The organism is Pseudoalteromonas sp. KG3, assembly GCF_030436385.1.
Taxonomy (GTDB): domain Bacteria; phylum Pseudomonadota; class Gammaproteobacteria; order Enterobacterales; family Alteromonadaceae; genus Pseudoalteromonas; species Pseudoalteromonas prydzensis.
In genome coordinates this window covers 1,520,680-1,541,859 of record NZ_CP098523.1, presented here as the reverse complement: position 1 = coordinate 1,541,859, position 21,180 = coordinate 1,520,680, and the positions used below count along the sequence as shown (strand labels likewise).

Genomic DNA, 21,180 nt, shown 5'->3' with positions numbered 1-21,180 from the left:
ATCAATTGTATTTTGATTGCATACGTATTCAATTTTTATTCTGTTAGAACTATTCTATTGTTAATCGCTTGTAAATGTAAAAGCACCTAAATGATAACATAAGGAAACACAATGAAAATTAAAAAAATAGCAACCACGATAGGGCTAAGCGTTGGCCTAAGTACTGCATCGATTGCAAATGCAGCACCCACCACATTCGTCCATTTATTTGAATGGAATTGGCAAGATGTCGCCCTAGAATGTGAACAATACCTAGGACCTAAAGGCTATGCCGCGGTTCAGGTCTCACCACCCAATGAGCATATCATTGGCAGTCAATGGTGGACGCGTTATCAACCTGTCAGTTACCTGTTACAAAGCCGAGGCGGTAGCCGTGAGCAGTTTATTGATATGGTTAATCGTTGTGATGCCGCTGGCGTTGATATTTATGTAGATACCTTGATCAATCATATGGCGGCAGGCAGTGGAACAGGCACCGCTGGTAATACCTATGGTAATAAACAATACCCAATTTATAGCCCACAAGACTTTCATGCTAGTTGCACTATTAATGACTCTGATTATGGAAACGATCGTTACCGAGTACAAAACTGTGAGCTAGTCGGCTTGGCCGACTTAGACACAGCTGCAACGTATGTTCAAAACACATTAGCGGCTTACATTAATGAATTACAAGCCATTGGTGTTAAGGGATTTCGGTTTGATGCAGCTAAACACGTTGCTGCCAGCGATATTCAAAGTTTAATGGCGAAAATAAATGGTTCGCCAGTAGTGTTTCAAGAAGTGATAGATCAAGGTGGCGAAGCAGTAACAGCTTCAGAATACTTAGCCACTGGTTTAGTCACTGAGTTTAAATACAGCACAGAGCTTGGCAATACCTTTAGAAATGGCTCGCTTGCATGGTTAAGTAATTTTGGTGAAGGCTGGGGATTTATGCCAAGTGCATCAGCTGTGGTATTTGTAGATAATCACGATAATCAACGTGGTCATGGTGGCGCTGGCAATGTAGTTACCTTTGCCGATGGCCGTTTGTACGACTTAGCAAATGTATTTATGTTGGCTTACCCGTATGGTTATCCAAAAGTAATGTCTAGTTATGACTTTCATGGTGATACAGATGCCGGTGGCCCTAGCGTGCCAGTGCATAACAATGGGAACTTAGAATGCTTTGCAAGTAATTGGCAATGTGAACATCGTTGGTCATACATTGCCGGTGGCGTAGATTTTAGAAATAACACGACAGATAACTGGGCAACAACCAATTGGTGGGATAATACACATAACCAAATTGCGTTTGGTCGAGGAAGTTCAGGCCATGTTGCAATTAATAAAGAAGATTCAACACTTAATGCTACAGTACAAACAGATATGGCTCCAGGGCAGTACTGCAATGTGTTAAAGGGAGAATTAGCGAATGATGCAACAAGTTGTACTGGTGAAGTTATAACGGTTAATGCAAATGGCACTATTAACTTAAATGTAGCAGCGTGGGATGCAATGGCTATTCATAAAAATGCCAAGTTAACCACAATCACCCCCCCCAATCCTAAGAGTGATTGGCAGCGCACTGTGGTATTCATTAGCGCACAAACGCAAAGTGGCCAAGATATGTTTATCCGCGGCGGGATTGACCATGTTTATGCAAACACAAACCTTGGGCGTAACTGCCAAACAAGTAATTTTGAATGTGCGATGCCAATTCGCCACAATAATTTAAAAAATGCCACTACCAGTCCTTGGAAAGCAAACGACAACTACCTAGATTGGTACGGTGTTGAAAGTGGCCAAAGTAGTGAAGCGCAAGGCACGGCAACCGATTGGACCACTAATATTTGGCCCGCAGCTTGGGGAGCAGAAAAAACCGTTGCTAACGATGGCTTTGGTGTTACACCGCTAAATATTTGGGGAGAGCATTATTGGCTGCTCGATGTTGATATGGATTGCAGCAAAGCGGTTAATGGCTGGTTTGAAGTAAAAGCCTTTATTAAAAATGGCCAAGGTTGGGAAGGGGATATAACTCAAGAAAACGCTCCTTACGCCACTACTAATCATCTGGCGCAATGCGGCAAAATTAATAAGTTCGAGTTTAGTAATTCAACTGTAGAAATACGCAACTTCTAATTTTATTACAGGAACACCCCAGCTAAATCATAATCATGTGTTTAGCTGGGTTTCACTTTGTAAGTCATGTTCTGGAGATTAGCTTTTTTTGTGTTTTAATACACCTTAGTTGAACTATTAGTAAATCAGTTGCTTTAGTGCTTTAATTCTACAATCTTTAGCCTAGCGCCTCTAACCTAATTTCCTAATCCCTTATCTGCATTTTATTTTCAATAATTGCCACACCTTGAGTATTTTCTAAAAACTTTTGTGCCAACGCGCGTTCAAAGCCGGTTTCTGCTTGGCCGTATAAGGCTACTTTGTTGCCATCAACGTGGACTTGCAGTTGTGATAAGTTGAGGTTTGGATTGCTGCGCAGTTTATTAACAAGTGTTTGCTGTAGCGTTGGTTGAGGGGAAACGCTACTGATCATAATTGTGCTGGTGGCTGCACTGACTTGTGTTGCACAGGCGAGTAAAAATACACAGCAAAGTGATACCAAAGATATGGTTAATTTAAAGCGGTTCATGTTTCCCTCACAACGTTTATTGTATTTGCTTAGTAAATAGTAATCCTACTCTCTCAAAAACTGTTCCAATAACAACTTATTGAAATTAAAAGTTATTAATTTTATAAAAACATGCAGCTGAGAATTTTTTACATTCCACTGGGTAAAAAAGTAAGGTGCTATGTAATCTGCTGCTTCGGAGTCACAGTCGATTACTAAGATTGGGGCTGTTGTGAAGCTTATCAGAGGTATCTCAATGAATTGGCTGGTATGAAAGGTTTAAAAGTTATTAGTATAAGGCAGCACAAAAACTAAAAAGCCGAGCTTAGGTAGTTGCTCGGCTTTGTTAATTATCCAAAATTTAGGTTAATTACTGTTATTTTTTCTTTTTGACTTTCGTTTTTGCTTTTTTACGGGCTTTTATTTTAGCCGGATCTTTAAGCTTTTTGATCGGTAATTTAGCTTCTTTATGTTGTGGCTCAAGACCTTTGATAACACGACGTTTCAGCTTTTGCTCAGTGTAACGCTCAACTTTGGCAACAATTGCAATATCGTGGGCTTCCACTAATGAAATCGCGATGCCTTTTTTACCGGCGCGGCCAGTACGGCCAATACGATGCACATACACATCTGCGGTGCGCGGCATATCAAAGTTAATTACATGGCTGATGTCTGCAACATCAATACCACGGGCGGCAACATCGGTTGCGACTAAAATTTTAGTACGACCAGAATGGAAGTTTTCCATCGCTTTCATGCGCTTGTCTTGCGGCATTTCACCACGCAGCCATGCCGCTTTAACACCGTTGTTAGTTAACTCACCAATTAAGGTTTCAAGGCGCTCACGGGTTTTTACAAACACAATCGCTTTGCTAACATCTGGGCCATTCAGGGTATTAACGAGTAACTCCAGTTTATGATGATAGTCATCGGCTAAATGGATCCACTGGTGAATTTTGGCTTTTTCTTTACGTGATGACTCCGCTTCAAGCAGTGCAGGGTCATTTAATATTTGCTCTGCAAAACGTTCAACACTGTCGCCTTCAAGAGTGGCTGAGAACAAAAAGCACTGACGACGGTTTTTAGCTTCTTCACAAATGCGCATCATCTCTTTACGAAAGCCCATGTCTAGCATGCGGTCGGCTTCGTCTAAAATAAGCATTTCGACATTTTCAGCGTGGAAGTTTTCGGTTTCTAGGTATTCCATTAATCGCCCTGGCGTGGCAATTAAAATGTCGTTATTTTTTTCAAAAATTTCTTTGTGCGTACCGTAGTTAATACCGCCAGTTACTACGCCTATTTTAAGGTGAGTGCCTTTGGCAAGTAGTTCACACTGTTCATGAATTTGATAAGCTAACTCGCGCGTTGGTGTCATTATTAACACGCGGGCAAAACCAGGTTCACGACGCGGAAAATCAAGTAAGTATTGAATCGCTGGGATCAAAAATGCCGCTGTTTTACCAGTACCTGTTGGTGCAGAGGCTAAAATGTCACGCCCTTGTAGCGCTTCAGGAATTGCTTGTTGTTGAATGCTGGTAGGGGTTTCATAACCCATTTTAGCGACGGCTTGTAGTAGCTTGTTATCAATATCAAAATCAGAAAATTGCATAGAGTGTCAAAAATAGAGGACAATTGCCGTTAATTATACGCGCTATCCGCCAGTTGGTGAATGAAAAGGTGAAAAAATGTCAGGCTTTGTGTTTAAACAATTTAAAGTAGCGCAAACCCGCAGCGCGATGAAAGTCTCAACGGATGGGATTTTACTGGGGGCATGGGCTGACTTAGCCACCGCACAGCGGTTGCTTGATATTGGTACGGGAACTGGCTTGTTGGCACTAATGTGCAAGCAACGTAAGTCCAGTATGGCCGTTAGCGCCGTTGAAATTGATGCCAATGCATGTGCTGATGCACAGCAAAATTTTGCTAATAGCCCATGGCCAGATATTAGGTTGATGCAAAAAGCTATTCAGCAAGTAACCAGTGAGATTAAATTTGATGTGCTGATCAGCAACCCACCGTATTTTAACGCCAGTTTAAAAGGGGAGGACTTAGCCCGTAATACCGCACGTCATACAGATAGCTTAAGTTTTAGTGAGTTACTCAGCGCATTTAAAAATTTGAGTCATCGAAATAGTTTTTTGAACGTTATTTTGCCGTGTCCTGAGGCGCAGTTATTTATCGCTCAAGCACAACGACAAGGGCTGTATTTAGTGCGCCATTGTTTGGTGAACACGACGAAAGCAAAAGTGCCGAGTCGCAGCTTAATGTGTTTTGCCTATCAGGCAGAGTCATGCGAGCAAACTAGTTTAACGATTCATGCTGAAGGTGGGCAATATAGCGATGAGTATATTGCCCTATGTAAGGATTTTTATTTAAAGATGTAGTTACTAGGCTATAACGTTGGGTTACAGCCTTGTTTTGATGCGATTAACGATCGTTTAACTGTTGGCTTATTTCGTTAAAAATACTGGCATCATCAATGGTTGATGGGATCTGCAGTTCATCCCCATCAATGAGCTGACGGAGGTTTTTACGTAAAATCTTACCTGAGCGTGTTTTTGGTAAACGTTCAACACTGACGATATTTTTTAAACAGGCGATAGCACCAATTTGATTACGAACGGCGAGGATCAATTGTTGCTCAACGTCAGTGGGGTTACCAATAAAATCGTTTTTTAATACGATCATCGCCATTGGCAATTGCCCTTTGAGTGAGTCATTTACGCCAAATACAGCACACTCTGCTACTGCGGGATGGGCGGCCACAATCTCTTCCATTTCACCGGTTGAAAGCCGATGACCTGCCACATTGATCACATCGTCGGTTCTACCCATAATAAACAGGTAACCGTCGTCATCTAAGTAACCGCCGTCACCCGTTAAATAATACCCAGGATACTCGCTTAAATAGCCTGCTTTATAGCGTTTTGTGTTTTGCCAAATAGTTGGTAAACACCCAGGTGGTAATGGCAATTTGATCACTACCGCGCCTTGTTCGTTTGCTGCACATTGGCTGCCATCGACATTTAGAATTTGTACATCAAAACCTGGAGTGGGGACAGTTGCACTACCGGGCTTTGTATTTAGTTGCTCAATGCCGATAGGGTTGCATGCAATTGCCCAGCCTGTTTCTGTTTGCCACCAATGGTCAAGAACAGGTAACTGAGTGTGTTCGGTTAACCATGCATAGGTTGCGGGATCTAACCGCTCACCAGCTAAAAATAATCGTTTTAAACTCGTGGTATCGTACTTTTTAAAGCCCTCAGCGGTGGGATCTTCTTTTTTGATCGCTCTAAAAGCGGTTGGCGCACTGAATAAAGCGTTTACTTGATACTCTTCAACTACTCGCCAAAATGCGCTGGCATCAGGTGTGCGTACGGGTTTTCCTTCATAAAGTACTGTGGTGCATCGAAACATTAATGGCGCATAGACAATATAAGAATGGCCCACCACCCAGCCAATATCAGACGCAGCCCAAAATACTTCTCCAGGTTGCATGCCATAGACTGTTTCCATACTGTAATGCATAGCAACAGCATGGCCTGCGTTTTCGCGTATTACGCCTTTTGGCGTGCCGGTTGTGCCTGATGTATATAGAATATAAAGCGGGTGATCACCTGCAACGGGAACTACATCGGCGGGTTCAGCTGTTTGCATAGCCTGCTCCCAATCGATGTCCGTAGCATTGAGCTTTGCTGTACTATGTTTGCGTTGATAAATAATACTGTGCGCAACTTTATGCTCGGCAAGCTTTTTTGCATTATCAATAAGTGGTTTGTAAGCAATGACTGAATTCACCTCAACCCCACATGAGGCACTGAGGATTAATTTGGGTTTAGCATCATCAATGCGTACCGCTAATTCATGGGCGGCAAATCCACCAAATACCACAGAATGAATCGCTCCTAAGCGAGCGCATGCCAACATACCAATAACAGCCTGCGGGATCATTGGCATATAAATGACGACACGATCCCCTTTTACAACACCTAATGATTGCATTACACCGGCAAATTTAGCGACTTCTTGTTGGAGTTGTAAATAGCTATATGTGCACTTACTGTCTGTGACAGGGGAGTCATAAATTAGCGCTGTTTGCTCACCAAACCCAGCTGCAACATGTTGGTCTAATGCCAGATAACAGCTATTGAGCTGGCTATCTGCATACCAATGATAAAGGCCGTCATTATCTTGTGTGTAAGCGTGTTGCGGGGCTTTGAACCAAGGGATGCGTTTTGCTTGTGTTAACCAAAATTCGCCTGGATCGTGAATAAACGACTGATATTGTTGTTGATAGTTGCCTTGCATAGCAGGATCCTGTGTATAAATGTGTGAGAGACCCTATAAAATGTAAGCCCTTTTCTATAAACCCGATATGCGACCATAGTCTGTTAGCTGTAATATTCACAGGGTTAAATACTACTGCCGTTAGCTGACATTCTCAGGCTTTATACTACGCTTTTAAAGCAGCTATATATTAGGAGAACAATAATGACAGTTTCAGCAATTCCAAAGGGGTATCATGCAATTACTCCTTACTTGATAATTAACGGTGCAGCAAAAGCAATAGACTATTACTGCAAGGTATTTAACGCGCAGCTTATTATGCAAATGCCTTTACCTGATGGTGGTATTGCCCATGCGGAGATTAAAATTGGTGATTCGCATATTATACTTTCAGATATGTGCCCCGAAGTGCATTTTAAAAGCCCCGATGAGCTGGGCGGCACACCGGTTAGTTTAATGCTGTACGTTGCGGATGTGGATGCTGTATTTGCTCAAGCAATTGCAGAAGGTGCAACAGAAGTTCGCCCAGTGCACGACCAATTTTACGGTGATCGAGCAGGTACTTTACAAGACCCATTCGGCCATGTTTGGACAATCGGCACTCATAAGGAAGATCTCAACGATGATGAAATTAGTCAACGTATGGCCGATTTAATAAGCAAAGAAGAAGACGCATAAATTATTAACACGCATAAATTATGGGGCTCATATCTGATCTTACAGTTTAAAATAGGTTTATATTTCATCTGACAGACAGCTATGAGCGATTAGCGGACGTTGGACATAACTTTTGCGCAAGTCCGCTTCAGACAAGGGGCGAACGTTCTACGCCCAAAGCAGCGACAGCGTTAGCTGTCCGACTGACTTTGTTTGTGTACGCCCGACATGGGCATTGACTTATGAGGTGAAAGTCCTCTGTAGGAAGATCACCGTTTAAATAACATACTGTTATTAAACGATAACTACTAGCGAATGGCAAGGGCTAAATCGCGAGAGATAGTCTGAAGGAAGCCGCTAGCAAATCTGTGAGCTGATGAACAAAAACATCATATGAGGCGTAGGCTGGAGACGAGCTAGCACAAGATAGCGAAGTCATGTGATCTAACGGCCACCGTAAATGATGCAGTTGTGCAGAGAAAGTCGATGCATCTTATTCGGGGAGATCTGATAAACACGCATCCGCGCTAACGCTTGGAGATTACCAGTTAGGGACTGGTTGTTCAACCCTTGGCGCTTTGGTTGCTGCGACCTACAGCGAGCGAAATAGCAGTAAACAAGCGTTAGTTTTAGACGCGCTTTATCGAGTAATCGCTAGAGTGATTTATCAGAAGTCAGCAGACGGCATAGTAGCCAAACGCCCATCGTAATGGAGGGGACACGGTGAAGGCCTGAACATCTTAACCAGAGGAGACACTACAAATGAACTTGAATTCACATAGATCACCGTGTTGTGATAGTGATGAACAGCGTTCGACTGTGAATAATACCTCGAATGAATATAACCAAATAGATCATGACCTTATGGCAAAGGTACTAAGCAACCACAATATTAGCGCAGCATGGCAACATGTTAAGCGCAATAAAGGGGCTGCGGGTATTGATAATATGAGTATTGAGGAATTTAATGACTTCGCTAAGTTACATTGGCTGGGTATTAAACAACAATTACTTAACGGCACTTATCAACCCTTGCCAGTCAAACGCGTGATGATACCCAAACCTGATGGCGGTGAGCGAATGCTTGGGATCCCTGCTGTTATCGACAGAGTGATCCAACAAGCCATTGCTCAAGTGATCAGCCCTTACTTTGAGCCTCAATTTTCACCACATAGTTATGGTTATCGCCCTCATAAAAGAGCCAGTCAAGCAGTGAACCATGTTCAGTCTTGTGTTAAACAAGGTTATAAAACAGCGGTTGATATCGACTTGTCTAAGTTCTTTGATGAAGTAGATCATGACATGCTGATGAATCGTGTTAGCCGTAAAATCAAAGACAAAGCACTCATGCGCCTACTCGGTAAATACTTACGAGCGGGGATCGCAGAGCGCGAAACAGGTCTGTGGTTTGAGTCAACCAAAGGAGTCCCTCAAGGTGGGCCATTATCCCCTTTGCTTTCCAACATCTTACTCGATGAATTAGATAAGAAGCTAACCTACAAACACCTTAAGTTTGCACGTTACGCTGATGACATAATCATTTTAGTAAAAACGAAAAGCGAAGGATTAATAATCCAGCGGGAAATTACTGCGTTCATCACTAAGCGATTAAAGCTCAAAGTGAACGAATCGAAAAGTCGAGTGGGTCCAGTATCAGGCTCAAAATTTCTCGGGTTCACATTCCGTTACGGTCAAGTGCAGATCCACGAACAGGCGCTAAAGAAATTCAAAGCAAATGTCAGGGAACTCACTAACCGCAACTGGGGGATCTCAATGACCCTACAAATTCATAAACTCACGCAGTATTTGCGCGGCTGGGGACACTACTACCTGATAGCCAACGCTTATCAGCTAACGGTGGATTTAGATCATTGGATCCGACGTAGGATAAGAATGTGCTACTGGCGGCAATGGCGTAAACCTCGCACCAAAGTACGCAGTTTAATGAAATTGGGTGTTAGCGAACGACTCGCCATAGCCTGTGGTATCACCAGTAAAGGCCCTTGTAGAAGCTCAAAAACAAAAGGTATTAACATTGCGCTAGGCAATAACTACTTAGCTTCACAAGGTTTAGTGTCATTGAGGGATATTTGGATCAACATTCATTACGGGAGATGAACCGCCCATTGCGGACCCGCATGATGGGTGGTGTGGGGGCTGGAGGTTAGAGACCTCCGGCTACCCGATTAGCCTCGAATTGCTTCAATGCCTCCGCTGCAGGCCTGAAGTAGGCGTTTATATAAGATTGCAATTGGTAACCACTAATCTTCCCCTCAAATAACTGCCTTTTTTCTTTTAAACGGAGTCAAGCTTTCAGAGAGTTAATTGTTTTAATATTCTCACTTCGTTTCGATGTATAGGGCGGTATAGAGTATGTACCCACAACATGTGCTACTAAATCACTCACCCCCTCAGAGTACAGAGAAACCTCCCCAACCACGAGAGTACGGCCGACTTTTATCAGAGAACATTCCGCAATGATTCGCTCATTTGCCGATGGCTTACGTAAGAAGTTGATGTTAAGGCTAGTTGTTACTGCCAATGGCACGATGCCAATTTTACCAAGTATCGCCACATAAAGTGCCACATCAGCCACACTCATTAAAACAGGCCCCGAAACCGTTCCGCCAGGACGTAATTCATCCTGACCTACATGATGAGATACAGTCGCTCTACCGTTGCTCACTGCTTCCACAACGCATTTACTTTGTGGAAACTCCGATTTCATGAAAGCGATAACTTCTTCTTTTGTAGCTGTCATTGAGACTCCTTAAATATTTATTCACGTTTATATGCACCTGGTGAAGCGTTGCTCCAAGACTTCTATACCCCATTTTGAGCCTAGTTTCTCTTCCACCAATGCAAAGCCCTGACTTTCGTAAAGATATCGAGCTGCATTAAGCCCTGAGAAAGTCCATAAGTTGATTTGGACGAAACCCTGAGCATCGGCAAAAGCTAATGCAGAATTGAGAAGCTGTTTACCTAGTCCGAAACCTCTCAAAGAGTCGTCCGCAATGAACCATCGTAAATGTGCTCGATTATGCCCAAGATCTTCACCATCAATGGCAACAGATGGATTTTATCGTCCCGTTTGATCGTCCAAATCTCATTGCTTGGGTTATCTAGCCTTCCAATAAATTCCGCCATGCTACTCGCCACTGAACATGCAAATTCCCGACCAAAATCAGCCACTGTCGTGTAATAATGGGCATGCATCTCCGTAACACGTGCAATCAACCGGCTTTGTTGCGGAATTCAACTTGAGAGCGAATACTAGCAAAATCGTTTGCATTTTAAACGATATACTGAGTTTCGGGCATACCTATCCCTGTTAGCTTGTTGAGTGCTTTGATCATGGCGTATGTCTCCCCAACTTGTGCATTGTAATTTCGAAGCGTGAGTGAAGCGCCTAGTAGTTGTTTTGCGCGATACTTAGCGGTCTCCGACAATGAACGCCTGTGGTAACCATATTTTCGTTTCCACTTTTTGTTCGAACCATAGAGCTTTTGGCAACCAACCGCCAGATTACGTGGATGACCTTTTTCCCAGAAGGCGGCTCCTTCACGTGGAGGGATTAGAGGTATCGCTTTCTTAACCCTAATCGCCCTGTGGCACTCCCTTGTATCGTATGCGCCATCTCTCGAAATTTCCTTGATGGATCGGCGTGTTTGTTTGAGTAAATTTGGGAGTACTTCCGCATCTGTCACGCCTGAAATATTGTACTTGCGCCAGTTAGTGGTTTTGTAGCGAGGCTTCGGCATGTAATCAAAGTCAGTGAATGAATGTCCCTGATCTGATCGTAAGATTCTGATTTAGTTCATTCGATTTCCGCAACAAAGCCCACGCTAATTATTATCAGTCACTGACTGAGTTGAGAGACTAGCGGAAGCCACGAACTGTTAATCAAGTTCGACCACTATTTTACCAATCTGCTGATTTGACTCCAGATAGTGGTGCGCTGCCACTATCTCTTCAAATTTAAAGCTTCGATCAATGACAGGCTTGAGTGTTCCTTCGGATAAACCCGAGTGGATAAATTGCTTTGCTCTGCGAAAGCGCTCGATGTCTTTTACAACTTCAGTAAACACATACCCCCTAACTGTCAGACTTTTACGAAGTGCTATTTTTAAGGGAAAAGGAGTTGTTTCGGGACTTAATGCTCCGTGTACTATTATTGTTCCTTCAGGGCTCATTGCTTCAGCAATTTCAGCTATCTGCGGCCCACAGACAGCATCAAATGCGATTTTTAAATTGTTTTCTCCCAAGATGCTTCTCAAGCTATCCAGCAGCGGCTCTTCTTGAGTTGCAATCACATGGGCCGCGCCTGCCATGAGCACAGCAGCCTTTTTAGCTCGTGTTTGAGTTGTAGCGATAGGGATACCCCCTAGAGAATTCACAATTTGAATCGCAGCCAATCCAACACTGCTCGATGCGGCTGTTATCAGTACTGCATCGCCTTTTTGCACGTTAGCAATTTCGACCAAAGCGCCATAAGCTGTCAGGTACTGCATCCAAGCTGCTGCGCCTTCAGCAAAGGTTAGCCCTGCTGGTTTGAGTGCCACATATTCACTTGGTACGACAATCTCTTCTGCGTAGCAGCCATTCTGAGAAAGCCCCATCTGAGGGACAATACAAACCTCTTCTCCAAGGCGTAAATGATTTACCTCTTCCCCGACTTCAATGACTATCCCGGATGCTTCATAGCCGATTCGCGAAGGGAAGTCAGCCTTTTCTATATAGCGGCCTCGCCTAAACATGGCATCAGCACGATTGAGCCCAACAACTTTGACCGCAATACGTACATCAGTGGCCTGCAAACTTGGACTCGCCAGCGAGTCAATAGTTAATACCTCGGGGCCACCTAATTCATGGAAACGAACAGTTCGAATTAGTTTTCTTGGGCTCATATGCATCCTCAACAATGACTTTTTAAGCAATTACATCAATAACGACTTTACCCATGGACCCCAACTCTACGGCATTATGTGCATCCATTGCCGTGTCTAGGGAAAAGCGTAACGGATCGAGTAGTGGCTTAATTTGTCCAGCTTCAACAAGAGCCGTAATTTGCCGCAGAATGTCACCATGATGTTTGCGTCCCTCTCCGCTGAGCTGTGGGTGTAACACAAAAATTCCTGACAATGTTGCAGAACGTATTGACGACGGTGCGAGGTTATGTGAGCTGAATGCAGCACAGCTTAAAATATGGCCGTAATGTGCAATGATACCTAATGAGGCATCGAGTGCAGAGCCACCGACAGTGTCGTAAATGATATCGAATCCTTTGCCTTGGGTGTATGCGTCCATGTAGTCAGCAGGGCTTGCAGTGTGATAATCAATTGGCGTGGCACCAAGCGCCTTGAGCAGTTGTTGTTTTCCAGTCGATGCAGTGGCATAAACGTCGGCACCTAAAGCCTTAGCAATTTGCACGGCTAAATGCCCAACTCCGCCAGCTCCACCTTGGATAAGGATTTTCTGGCCCGCTTTAACATTCGCCTTGTCAACCAAACCTTCCCAAGCAGTAAGTGCAACCAGAGGTAAAGCCGCAGCTTCACGCATGGACAAATTTTTCGGTTTGGGAGCAAGTAACTCAGCATCTACGTTGGCATATTCAGCCAATGAGCCTTGCAATCCTCGCACTCCGCCAGTCAGACCATAAACGGCATCGCCTATTGCAAAGTCGGAGACGCCGTCGCCGATAGCAACAATTTCTCCAGCTAAATCGGTGCCAAGTACTGCGGGTAATTCCGGCATGGCATAAGGAGCGATACCTTGGCGGATCTTGTAATCAATAGGATTGACTCCACTTGCAAATATTTTTACTTGCACCTGACCTGCTGATGGAGAGGGTAAGTTAATCAGGGCATCCCGGAATACTGTACCCTCTTCATAGCTATCTAATACCAAAGCACGCATTTGTCTGTTTAACGTTGTCATCAATAACCTCACAAAATGAATATTCAGCGGGTGGTTAAATCACCCGCTGGTTAATAGGTCTTTTATTAAACGAATTAAAATTCTTGAACAGTTGGGCGCAGAACAATCTCGTTGATATCCACATCCGCAGGCTGCTCAATTGCGTATGCGATAGCACGAGCAACAGAGTCAGATGGAATTTCATTTTGCTGATAAAAATCTTTTACAAAGGCTGCACCCTGAGTATCTGAACTTCCATGTTTTAAATCAGATTCGATTGCCCCCGGTGAAATGATTGTTGAACGAATTTTACCCCCAACTTCATGGCGTAAGCCTTCGGCAATAGCGCGAACAGCGAATTTGGTTCCGCTATAAACCGTGCCGCCGGGACTGAATACTTTGATACCCGCTACGGAAGAAATATTGATAAAGTGGCCTGTTCCCTGAGCCTGAAAGATCGGAAGCGCTGCGGCTACTCCATACAGCAGACCTTTAACGTTGATGTCAATCATGCGATCCCATTCGTCAACTCGAGTCTCAGCTAACGGTGCAATCGCCATTAACCCTGCATTATTGATAACCACATCAACTTTACCGAAGCGCTCTTGTGCAAGATTTACAAGGGCCTTCACTTCGTCCGGGCTAGTCACATCTGTCGCTTGAACCGCAACTTCTCCGCCCGCTGCGCGTATGTCAGCAGCAATAGCTTCAAGCTTGTCGATGCGTCGGGCACCTAAAACAACAGATGCGCCAAGGCTGGCTAAATGTCTTGCCGTGGTCTCGCCTAAACCGCTGCTACCACCAGTGATCACAACGACCTTACCGCTGATGTTGTTTGCTAAAACACTACTCATAGTTAATATCCTCAAATCAGTTGAATGAACGACTATGTCTAACTAACAAGCAAATTATCCCTTACCTTCAAAAACCAATAAATGGAAACGTTTTTATTTGACAATTCCAGAATTTGGAATAATATTTGTGTATTCATATCAAACCTGAGTGTGACTGTGATGCTTAACAGATTGGAAATGCTCCGGATATTTTGTACTGCTGCTGAGTCTCGCAGCTTTAAAGAAGCGGCTAACCGTCTGGGAATTTCTCCTCAGGCAGTGACGCGAGCAGTGAAGGAGTTAGAGCGATTGCAAGGGGAGCTTTTATTTCATCGAAATACTCGACACATACAAGTGACCCTAGTTGGAGAAAAATTTGCTGTGATAGCAAAAGAACGCCTGCGCGCTGTAGATGAATTGTTTCAAACAAGCGCCCCTGACTCGGGTAATGAATTACAAGGGCGGGTTCGTATCGCAGCGCCTGTTGGTTTTGGTCATAAATGCTTGATGCCAGCATTAATGGAACTCTCAACAGTACATCCTCAACTTGATATAGACCTGACACTCAGTGACGAGCGCGTGGATGTAGTTGACGAAAAAATAGATATTGGGATTCGTATCGGCTTCATGAGGGATAGTCGATTTATTGCCCGCCAGCTCGCCAAAATTAATCTGTATGTCGTGGCTTCGCCTGACTTAATAGATAGAGTGGGAAGGCCTGCGTCTATTGAAGAACTAAACCACTTGCCGGTTACAGGGTTAGTAGATCGCAATACGGGAAAGCTTTGGCCATGGGTTTTTTCCATGGACAGACAGTGGACGCCATCCATAACACGTTTTCGAAGTGCCGACGCCGAAGCTGAATTAATGGGTGTACAAAATGGACTGGGGTTTGCTCAAATTCCTGACTTTTTGGCCCAAGACTTATTACGCCAAGAGAAACTTGTTAGAGTGTTAGAAGAGGTCGAGCCTGTGCCTTGGGATTTATATATTTATCGCCCTCAACGTGGTCCAGTACCACAACGTATTCGATTGGTTTTTGATCACTTGGTGTCAAGATTGAGTGTCCGCTAATGGCACATATGCGACGGTCAGATTTGATTGAATCCTACTAATTTGATAGTTCAAGTTAAGACTTATTCACATGAATTTTGCTTTAGCTTTTTGCATTAACCCAGCCCTATGATTACAGGCTGGGCAGAAGATAATTAAGGAAAGGTAATTTCAACTGTTGAGGCTTTATTCAATAGTGGTAATAAGGATTTTTCGCGTCTTAAGTCTTTTAACTCACGTTCTAATTGGCGTTGCTGTGTATTTAACTCTTTGCGCTGCGTTTGCGTGATGTTATTGCTGTTTAACTGCTGATTAATTTCAGAGAGTTGTTGTTTTAGCTCGGTTAAACGGTTATCAACTGCTATGCGACGTTGTTGGATTTGTCCTTCATTAAGTTTAATTGCCACAGAGCGCATCTTAACTAGTGGTGCTTTGTACTGCGCGGAGCGCCAAGTATAATCGCCACTTGGCAAATACATACCGATAAGAATGCACTCACGCCCAAGGCGCCCCCAAAATTATTAAAGTAAGGGATTAAATTTTCAAACATGACTGCAAATATAATACTGGATGAAAATAGCGTATAGATACCAAAGCGTTTTGGCGCACTCATGCCAATAAAGGAGCCACCAAAAAAAATGCTGCTGTATAGCTCTGCGTTAAATTCAGTGGGGAGTAGAATAAGGTAAGCGACGATAGATAAAATGGCAGAGGCCCGAATCGCATCAAGACGATGGTGCTTAGCCAAATAAAAGGTCGAGAATGCGCCAAGTAATGCTAATAGGATTGCTGCTAAATTCATAATACGATCCCTTTCGCTAAGACAAATAAAGCCACGCTGATGAAGGCAATACTGCCTAATTTCCCGCCAAAACCAGTAAACATCTTCGCAGTCAGCACATATAACATAGCGCCAATTAAAGAAATAATGGCAAGTTCCCAATAACTAGTGATCAAACCTTGTGAGCACATACCGGCAAAACTGCCAGCATAAATAGCAGCGTAAGGATGGTTTTCATACTGCTTTGGAAAAGGAATAAAACTACCCACCAGTCCGGTGATACATGACGCGATAACAGCGGGAATGGCAAATTGAGTATGCAAAATAAAACAACTCATACAACCGATAAAAAATGTGACGTACTTTAGGAGAAAAAATTTGCTCATGAGGGCAACGGTTTCTTTAATGAGTTTAGTAATTGAGGGTGTGGCAGTGCTTAGCTATGTTATGTTACTAAACACTGCGCTGAAGTTATACGAGTTTTTCGTTAAAAAATGCGACCGTGCGTTGCCAAGCAAGCTCAGCATTTTCTTTATCATAGCGTCCGGTTGAATCGTTATGAAAGCCATGATTGGTTTTCGGATACATATGCATTTTATAGTCAACATCGAGGCTTTTTAAGTCACGCTCATAATCGGGCCATGTTGCATTGACGCGCTCATCAAGCTCGGCAAGTTGGATAACTAAGGGGGCTTTAATATTTTTACGCAGTGCTTCGCTGGCAGGAGTGCCGTAAAAGGGTACGCCAGCATTTAACAATGTTGAGTCAACAGCTGCTAAATAATTAACAATGTAGCCGCCAAAACAAAAGCCGACAGCGCCAAGTTTACCGTTACTTTGCGGGTGCGATTTTAAGAATCTAGCCGCAGCGACAAAATCGTTTTGGATTTTTTCTTGATCCATAGAGCGCTGCATTGCTCGTCCCTCGTCATCATTGCCTGGGTAGCCGCCAAGTGGAAATAGCGCATCGGGTGCAAAAGCAATAAAACCAGCTTTTGCTAAGCGACGGGCAACATCTTTAATATATGGATTTAAGCCACGGTTTTCATGGATCACTAAGACCACTGGGCCTGTGCCAGTTAACCCTGTTGGAACGACCAAATAACCTTGGCCTTTACTGTGGCCATCGGGTGAATCAAAGGTTTGGTAAGTGGCTTTGATTGCTTCGTCATTAAACGAAACTTGCTCGGCGAGGGCATAATTTGGTAATAATGCTGATGTTAAAAAAGCCATTGAATAACCAAGCGCGACTAAGCCACCGAGTTTTTTCATAAAGGTACGTCGGTCCATTTTGCCATGAGCGTATTCGTCGTACCAATCAAACGCTTCTTGAGGAATGTGATCTGAGTGTGGGTTTTGCATGCCAGCGCCTATATGTTTATGAGAAACTGTTCATAACATAGCTGAGAGAATTTAAAATGTATATTATTGTCTGCTTAGTAACCAATAATGAGCGCGGACAATTTATTTTGCAAAAAATAATTAGCTCACTTCTTGGCCTTGATGCTTTGCGGCTAGTTCATCAAGTTCGGCACAAGTGTAGTCAAATCCTTCACCATCAAATTGATAACTTACTTTTACATCAAAACCACCATTGAGCAGTTTTGTTTTTACGCGAGCGATAGGCCAATGCTTTAATTCGTTTAAAAAACGATTCGCTATTTGAGCGGATTGAAAGTGATAGCGTATTTCTGAATTCATATAAAGTAAGTATAATTTAGATAATTAACCTCGCAGTTTGTGGATTTAGCTGATTTAGTCAAGTTTTTTGTGCGTTTTGCTGTTTGAATAACTCGATTGTGCGGTTATTAGCATTGGTTTTCGTGTGCTTTTGCTTTAACGTAAGGGCCTGTCAAATAAAATAGTTTGCGAGAAGATTAAAAGGTATGCCTAAGTACGGTATAAACGTGTTATGAAAACGCCAAAACAGATTTTACCGTTGATCGAAGACGGTATCGTTGATGAAGTCATCAGCCAGTTAATGAGTGGAAAAGAAGCTTCGGTTTATGTTGTTCGTTGTGGCAATGATATTCGTTGTGCGAAAGTCTATAAAGATGTGCAACACCGAAGTTTTAAACAAGCTGTAAAATACCAAGAAGGACGCAAAGTACGTAATAGTCGTCGTGGTCGCGCGATGGAGAAAGGGTCGAAGTTTGGCCGTAAAGAACAAGAAAACGTGTGGCAAAATGCAGAAGTTGACGCACTTTTTACGCTGTCTCGGGTTGGTGTAAAAGTACCACAGCCTCATGGTTGTTACGATGGTGTGCTGATCATGGATTTAGTCACTGATAATGACGGCGATGTTGCGCCGCGTTTAAACGATGTTAGTTTAACCGCTGAGCAGGCGATTGAAGATCACGCCACTATGGTGCATTACATTCGTTTAATGTTATGTGCGGGGATTGTGCATGGCGATTTATCTGAATTTAATGTGTTAGTTGACAGCTACGGCCCTGTTGTTATTGATTTACCTCAAGCGGTGAACGCTGCGGCGAATAATAATGCCCAAGAAATGTTTTTACGCGACGTACGCAATATGCGCTTGTATTACGGGCAGTATGCTCCAGAAATACTCGACACCCGTTTTGGTGAAGAGATGTGGGCTTTGTACCAAGCGGGTGAATTAACGCCTGAAACGGTGCTTTACGGTGAGATTGCCGATGATCATGCTGCAGCTGATGTAGATTCAGTACTTGATGAAATTAAAGCTGCGTTTGAACAAATGCAGGAGAATCAAGAGCGAATAAAGGCCGCACAAGCGCCTGACGAAGATTAGACCTACACTGTAGTCGTGAGATATTAAAGTGGGCGCGCTAACAGCTTAAAACTCTGTTAGACTGCGCAGCCTTTAGCGACTCGCAGTGAGTTGCTTTAAACGACAGTTAGGAACGCCGGTGTCAAAATTTTTCTATCGTGGTAAGCCCGATATCATGGGCAAGCACAATCAAGGTACGTATCAACCTAAACCAAAAGTAAAGCCAGGCAGTGAAGAAAACCCACTGCAATTGTGCGTACCAAGCCATGAGCGTGAAAGTGAAATTATCGCTATCTTAACTGCCAATGAGCTGTTCGCAGAGATCACTATTGATAGTGAGCTTGCTGAAAACATCGCGCCATTAGAGATAGTGTTGAATAAACCCGTTACCCAAGTTTTTGCAAAAACGCCACAACGTAACGATCCTTGTCTATGTGGTAGCAATAAAAAATACAAAAAATGTTGTGGTTAACTAATTTAACGCTATGACTGCACCCCATTATGTATTTTTCTCGCAACAATAGTGTTTACTATTTATCCCGCCTTGCAGCATATGTTCATATATTTGTGCTAAGGTTTGCCATTAAAGATGATAATTTAAGCACTGATAATTGCATATGGCATACTGTGAAAATGAGTTTAATCAACAAGTAGAAAGAAAGTGGATACAACGGGCATTTTCGTCGGTGTTTATACTGTCATTACTGCTGATTGTTGTTTTGTATTACACTTTTTTACCTGATCTTGATGAGCATATATTTTTAAACGGCGTACTCACCGATGCTATAAACTTTTTAATTGTTGTCGCTATTTTTGTGATCGTGCAAAAAGCCAATCTGTCGACGACAGCTTATGCCTACTTAAGCATCGGCTTGACGTTTTGGACTGCAGGATTAACGTTTGACCTACTTGATGAAATTTTAACTCAGCCGTTATTTATCGGTATTTATGTTGAAGATATTCTACGTACTGCGGGAATGCTACTTACCTGCTACGGGCTAAAGTTAACAATGGCTGATTTAAAGCGCATTCAGCAATGTTTATCAAAAGAGTTGACCACTGATTACTTAACGAAAATAGCAAATCGACGCTTTTTTTATCAACATATACAACAGCTAACAGACCAGCGGTTTACTCTGATTATTATAGATATCGACTTTTTTAAATCGATCAATGATGAATTTGGTCATGACGTTGGCGACAAAGTGCTAACTGAGTTGGCAGCGTTATATGCAAAAACACTGAGTCAAGACTGCGTATTTGCGCGCCTTGGCGGTGAAGAATTTGCCGTGTATGTGCCTGATGATAATCAGCAATATGCTATCGACCTCAGTCAGCAATTATTATCAATTGCGCGGACCATTGAATTGACTAAACAGCGCAATGTTACTGTGAGTATTGGGGTGTCCTTTAAGGCTGCTGATGAATCACTTGCTGCAGTACTTAAGCGTGCCGACCTAGCGTTGTATAAAGCTAAAAACAACGGGCGCAACCAATATAGCCTAGCTTAATATCTAAGTGATTGATTATAGTAAAATTTACAATTTTGACTGGGGTTTTTACAGCCTCAGCCATATTAGCTCTGCTGTTAATTGTCTTTTATAAAGAATAAGCTTTATGAAACAATGCGTTAATCTAACAGGTAGAACTGGTACTGAGTTTGCAAAGTATCGATAAGATCAACTTTTCCCCAAGGTAATACGATGGCTGTTATGCAACGTTTAAAGCAAAAAACGCGACAATTGATAGATTCAAAACACATGCTAACCAGCATAACTGCGGCCTCATTTTTAGAATCAACAATCGTTCCTATCCCTCTTGAGGCTGTGCTAGTGCCTTTGATGCAAGCTCGTCGTGATAAGCTTTGGCTGATAGCCCTAATGGCTACCATAGGCTGTGTAATTGGTGCGTTATTTGGTTATGCGTTAGGGTACTATTTGTTTGATGCGGTAGGTGATTGGGTGATCAATAGTTTTTCATCACCAGCGCAGTTTGAACAAGTAACAGAGCAAATGCAGCAACAGGGCTTTTGGTTTGTAATAACCCTTGGCATTGTGCCCATTCCATTTCAAATTGCGATGCTAGCTGCCGGTGCGACTAAATATTCGCTACTGATGTTTTTAATTGCCACCACAATTGCCCGTTCAATCCGCTATTTTGGTTTAGCGCTGGTGGTGTATTTTGCGGGTAATCAAGCTGAGCGAATTATTAAAAAACATAAAACCAAAGCGATGCTTGGCTTAACAATATTAGTATTACTCATTTGGTGGTTAACAACTCTGCTTTAGCC

The 21,180-nt window shown here is 43.0% G+C and carries 22 protein-coding genes and 1 pseudogene; 9 read left to right on the top strand and 14 right to left on the bottom strand.

Annotated features, from left to right (window positions below):
- Positions 1–111 precede the first annotated feature (111 nt).
- Positions 112–2,121, top strand: coding sequence for an alpha-amylase family protein (locus NDQ71_RS07445; RefSeq protein WP_301562521.1), 2,010 nt, complete (start codon positions 112–114; stop codon positions 2,119–2,121).
- 184 nt (positions 2,122–2,305) lie between these two features.
- On the opposite strand, the gene NDQ71_RS07440 is transcribed toward NDQ71_RS07445, so the two are convergent.
- Positions 2,306–2,629 (bottom strand): BON domain-containing protein, encoded by a 324-nt coding sequence (locus NDQ71_RS07440; protein WP_192542597.1) that lies wholly within the window; start codon positions 2,627–2,629, stop codon positions 2,306–2,308.
- Between the two features lie 355 nt (positions 2,630–2,984).
- Complete coding sequence (srmB, locus tag NDQ71_RS07435) at positions 2,985–4,217, bottom strand: ATP-dependent RNA helicase SrmB (protein ID WP_064666361.1); 1,233 nt, start codon at positions 4,215–4,217, stop codon at positions 2,985–2,987.
- Between the two features lie 76 nt (positions 4,218–4,293).
- On the opposite strand from srmB, the gene NDQ71_RS07430 reads away from it, so the two are divergent.
- Positions 4,294–4,992: a tRNA1(Val) (adenine(37)-N6)-methyltransferase gene (locus NDQ71_RS07430; protein WP_283710230.1), complete on the top strand. Its 699-nt coding sequence runs from the start codon at positions 4,294–4,296 to the stop codon at positions 4,990–4,992.
- Between the two features lie 43 nt (positions 4,993–5,035).
- Here the strand turns inward: NDQ71_RS07430 and NDQ71_RS07425 are convergent, their stop codons facing one another.
- The gene (locus tag NDQ71_RS07425) at positions 5,036–6,916 is read right to left on the bottom strand and encodes an AMP-binding protein (RefSeq protein ID WP_192542599.1); all 1,881 of its coding nucleotides are present in this window, start codon (positions 6,914–6,916) and stop codon (positions 5,036–5,038) included.
- Positions 6,917–7,099: 183 nt separating this feature from the next.
- On the opposite strand from NDQ71_RS07425, the gene NDQ71_RS07420 reads away from it, so the two are divergent.
- Together NDQ71_RS07420 and ltrA are read left to right on the top strand one after the other, a co-directional pair.
- On the top strand, positions 7,100–7,573 hold the full coding sequence (locus tag NDQ71_RS07420) for a VOC family protein (protein ID WP_283710231.1): 474 nt from the start codon (positions 7,100–7,102) through the stop codon (positions 7,571–7,573).
- A 741-nt stretch (positions 7,574–8,314) separates the two neighbouring features.
- On the top strand, positions 8,315–9,670 hold the full coding sequence (gene ltrA / locus NDQ71_RS07415) for a group II intron reverse transcriptase/maturase (RefSeq protein ID WP_301561782.1): 1,356 nt from the start codon (positions 8,315–8,317) through the stop codon (positions 9,668–9,670).
- A 187-nt stretch (positions 9,671–9,857) separates the two neighbouring features.
- Here the strand turns inward: ltrA and NDQ71_RS07410 are convergent, their stop codons facing one another.
- The 6 genes and pseudogenes from NDQ71_RS07410 to NDQ71_RS07390 all read right to left on the bottom strand — a co-directional run bounded on the left by NDQ71_RS07410 (position 9,858) and on the right by NDQ71_RS07390 (position 14,322).
- On the bottom strand, positions 9,858–10,313 hold the full coding sequence (locus NDQ71_RS07410) for a PaaI family thioesterase (RefSeq protein ID WP_008464865.1): 456 nt from the start codon (positions 10,311–10,313) through the stop codon (positions 9,858–9,860).
- A 27-nt stretch (positions 10,314–10,340) separates the two neighbouring features.
- A complete protein-coding gene (locus tag NDQ71_RS24385; protein WP_367318014.1) occupies positions 10,341–10,616 on the bottom strand; it encodes a GNAT family N-acetyltransferase in 276 nt (91 codons plus the stop codon).
- A gap of 229 nt (positions 10,617–10,845) precedes the next feature.
- A pseudogene (locus tag NDQ71_RS07405) lies at positions 10,846–11,277 on the bottom strand (IS5 family transposase); the annotation flags it as partial.
- A gap of 174 nt (positions 11,278–11,451) precedes the next feature.
- The gene (locus NDQ71_RS07400; protein ID WP_033102784.1) at positions 11,452–12,459 is read right to left on the bottom strand and encodes a zinc-dependent alcohol dehydrogenase family protein; all 1,008 of its coding nucleotides are present in this window, start codon (positions 12,457–12,459) and stop codon (positions 11,452–11,454) included.
- Between the two features lie 22 nt (positions 12,460–12,481).
- Positions 12,482–13,489 (bottom strand): zinc-dependent alcohol dehydrogenase family protein, encoded by a 1,008-nt coding sequence (locus NDQ71_RS07395; protein WP_367318008.1) that lies wholly within the window; start codon positions 13,487–13,489, stop codon positions 12,482–12,484.
- Positions 13,490–13,563: 74 nt separating this feature from the next.
- On the bottom strand, positions 13,564–14,322 hold the full coding sequence (locus NDQ71_RS07390) for an SDR family oxidoreductase (RefSeq protein ID WP_054489994.1): 759 nt from the start codon (positions 14,320–14,322) through the stop codon (positions 13,564–13,566).
- Positions 14,323–14,481: 159 nt separating this feature from the next.
- Here NDQ71_RS07390 and NDQ71_RS07385 point away from each other — a divergent pair, with 159 nt between their 5' ends.
- Positions 14,482–15,375 (top strand): LysR family transcriptional regulator, encoded by an 894-nt coding sequence (locus NDQ71_RS07385; protein WP_367318013.1) that lies wholly within the window; start codon positions 14,482–14,484, stop codon positions 15,373–15,375.
- Between the two features lie 134 nt (positions 15,376–15,509).
- On the opposite strand, the gene NDQ71_RS07380 is transcribed toward NDQ71_RS07385, so the two are convergent.
- The 5 genes from NDQ71_RS07380 to NDQ71_RS07360 form a co-directional block, all read right to left on the bottom strand.
- A complete protein-coding gene (locus NDQ71_RS07380; protein ID WP_301562519.1) occupies positions 15,510–15,761 on the bottom strand; it encodes a hypothetical protein in 252 nt (83 codons plus the stop codon).
- A gap of 14 nt (positions 15,762–15,775) precedes the next feature.
- The gene (locus NDQ71_RS07375) at positions 15,776–16,156 is read right to left on the bottom strand and encodes a hypothetical protein (protein ID WP_283710236.1); all 381 of its coding nucleotides are present in this window, start codon (positions 16,154–16,156) and stop codon (positions 15,776–15,778) included.
- Entirely contained in the window at positions 16,153–16,521 is a 369-nt protein-coding gene (locus NDQ71_RS07370; RefSeq protein ID WP_192541644.1) for a hypothetical protein, read from the bottom strand. Before NDQ71_RS07370 ends, NDQ71_RS07375 begins: the two co-directional genes overlap by 4 nt.
- A gap of 85 nt (positions 16,522–16,606) precedes the next feature.
- Positions 16,607–17,497, bottom strand: coding sequence for a dienelactone hydrolase family protein (locus NDQ71_RS07365; RefSeq protein WP_192541643.1), 891 nt, complete (start codon positions 17,495–17,497; stop codon positions 16,607–16,609).
- Positions 17,498–17,617: 120 nt separating this feature from the next.
- The gene (locus NDQ71_RS07360; protein WP_064666371.1) at positions 17,618–17,836 is read right to left on the bottom strand and encodes a hypothetical protein; all 219 of its coding nucleotides are present in this window, start codon (positions 17,834–17,836) and stop codon (positions 17,618–17,620) included.
- Between the two features lie 211 nt (positions 17,837–18,047).
- On the opposite strand from NDQ71_RS07360, the gene NDQ71_RS07355 reads away from it, so the two are divergent.
- From NDQ71_RS07355 to NDQ71_RS07340, 4 genes are all read left to right on the top strand, one after another.
- Entirely contained in the window at positions 18,048–18,911 is an 864-nt protein-coding gene (locus tag NDQ71_RS07355) for a PA4780 family RIO1-like protein kinase (protein ID WP_064666372.1), read from the top strand.
- Positions 18,912–19,029: 118 nt separating this feature from the next.
- On the top strand, positions 19,030–19,362 hold the full coding sequence (locus NDQ71_RS07350) for a PBPRA1643 family SWIM/SEC-C metal-binding motif protein (protein ID WP_064666373.1): 333 nt from the start codon (positions 19,030–19,032) through the stop codon (positions 19,360–19,362).
- Between the two features lie 145 nt (positions 19,363–19,507).
- Positions 19,508–20,401: a GGDEF domain-containing protein gene (locus NDQ71_RS07345; protein ID WP_225736585.1), complete on the top strand. Its 894-nt coding sequence runs from the start codon at positions 19,508–19,510 to the stop codon at positions 20,399–20,401.
- A gap of 192 nt (positions 20,402–20,593) precedes the next feature.
- Positions 20,594–21,178 (top strand): YqaA family protein, encoded by a 585-nt coding sequence (locus tag NDQ71_RS07340; protein ID WP_192541642.1) that lies wholly within the window; start codon positions 20,594–20,596, stop codon positions 21,176–21,178.
- Positions 21,179–21,180 lie beyond the last annotated feature (2 nt).

Excerpts from the sequence above, each read along its gene's own strand:
- NDQ71_RS07410 (WP_008464865.1), bottom strand. The coding sequence starts at position 10,313 with ATGACAGCTACAAAAGAAGAAGTTATCGCTTTCATGAAATCGGAGTTT.
- ltrA (WP_301561782.1), top strand. The coding sequence starts at position 8,315 with ATGAACTTGAATTCACATAGATCACCGTGTTGTGATAGTGATGAACAG.
- NDQ71_RS07375 (WP_283710236.1), bottom strand. The coding sequence starts at position 16,156 with ATGAATTTAGCAGCAATCCTATTAGCATTACTTGGCGCATTCTCGACC.
- NDQ71_RS07440 (WP_192542597.1), bottom strand. The coding sequence starts at position 2,629 with ATGAACCGCTTTAAATTAACCATATCTTTGGTATCACTTTGCTGTGTA.
- srmB (WP_064666361.1), bottom strand. The coding sequence starts at position 4,217 with ATGCAATTTTCTGATTTTGATATTGATAACAAGCTACTACAAGCCGTC.
- NDQ71_RS07425 (WP_192542599.1), bottom strand. The coding sequence starts at position 6,916 with ATGCAAGGCAACTATCAACAACAATATCAGTCGTTTATTCACGATCCA.
- NDQ71_RS07355 (WP_064666372.1), top strand. The coding sequence starts at position 18,048 with ATGAAAACGCCAAAACAGATTTTACCGTTGATCGAAGACGGTATCGTT.
- NDQ71_RS07390 (WP_054489994.1), bottom strand. The coding sequence starts at position 14,322 with ATGAGTAGTGTTTTAGCAAACAACATCAGCGGTAAGGTCGTTGTGATC.
- NDQ71_RS07420 (WP_283710231.1), top strand. The coding sequence starts at position 7,100 with ATGACAGTTTCAGCAATTCCAAAGGGGTATCATGCAATTACTCCTTAC.
- NDQ71_RS07385 (WP_367318013.1), top strand. The coding sequence starts at position 14,482 with ATGCTTAACAGATTGGAAATGCTCCGGATATTTTGTACTGCTGCTGAG.
- NDQ71_RS07370 (WP_192541644.1), bottom strand. The coding sequence starts at position 16,521 with ATGAGCAAATTTTTTCTCCTAAAGTACGTCACATTTTTTATCGGTTGT.
- NDQ71_RS07345 (WP_225736585.1), top strand. The coding sequence starts at position 19,508 with ATGGCATACTGTGAAAATGAGTTTAATCAACAAGTAGAAAGAAAGTGG.
- NDQ71_RS07340 (WP_192541642.1), top strand. The coding sequence starts at position 20,594 with ATGGCTGTTATGCAACGTTTAAAGCAAAAAACGCGACAATTGATAGAT.
- NDQ71_RS07365 (WP_192541643.1), bottom strand. The coding sequence starts at position 17,497 with ATGCAAAACCCACACTCAGATCACATTCCTCAAGAAGCGTTTGATTGG.
- NDQ71_RS07445 (WP_301562521.1), top strand. The coding sequence starts at position 112 with ATGAAAATTAAAAAAATAGCAACCACGATAGGGCTAAGCGTTGGCCTA.
- NDQ71_RS07400 (WP_033102784.1), bottom strand. The coding sequence starts at position 12,459 with ATGAGCCCAAGAAAACTAATTCGAACTGTTCGTTTCCATGAATTAGGT.
- NDQ71_RS07360 (WP_064666371.1), bottom strand. The coding sequence starts at position 17,836 with ATGAATTCAGAAATACGCTATCACTTTCAATCCGCTCAAATAGCGAAT.
- NDQ71_RS07430 (WP_283710230.1), top strand. The coding sequence starts at position 4,294 with ATGTCAGGCTTTGTGTTTAAACAATTTAAAGTAGCGCAAACCCGCAGC.
- NDQ71_RS07395 (WP_367318008.1), bottom strand. The coding sequence starts at position 13,489 with ATGACAACGTTAAACAGACAAATGCGTGCTTTGGTATTAGATAGCTAT.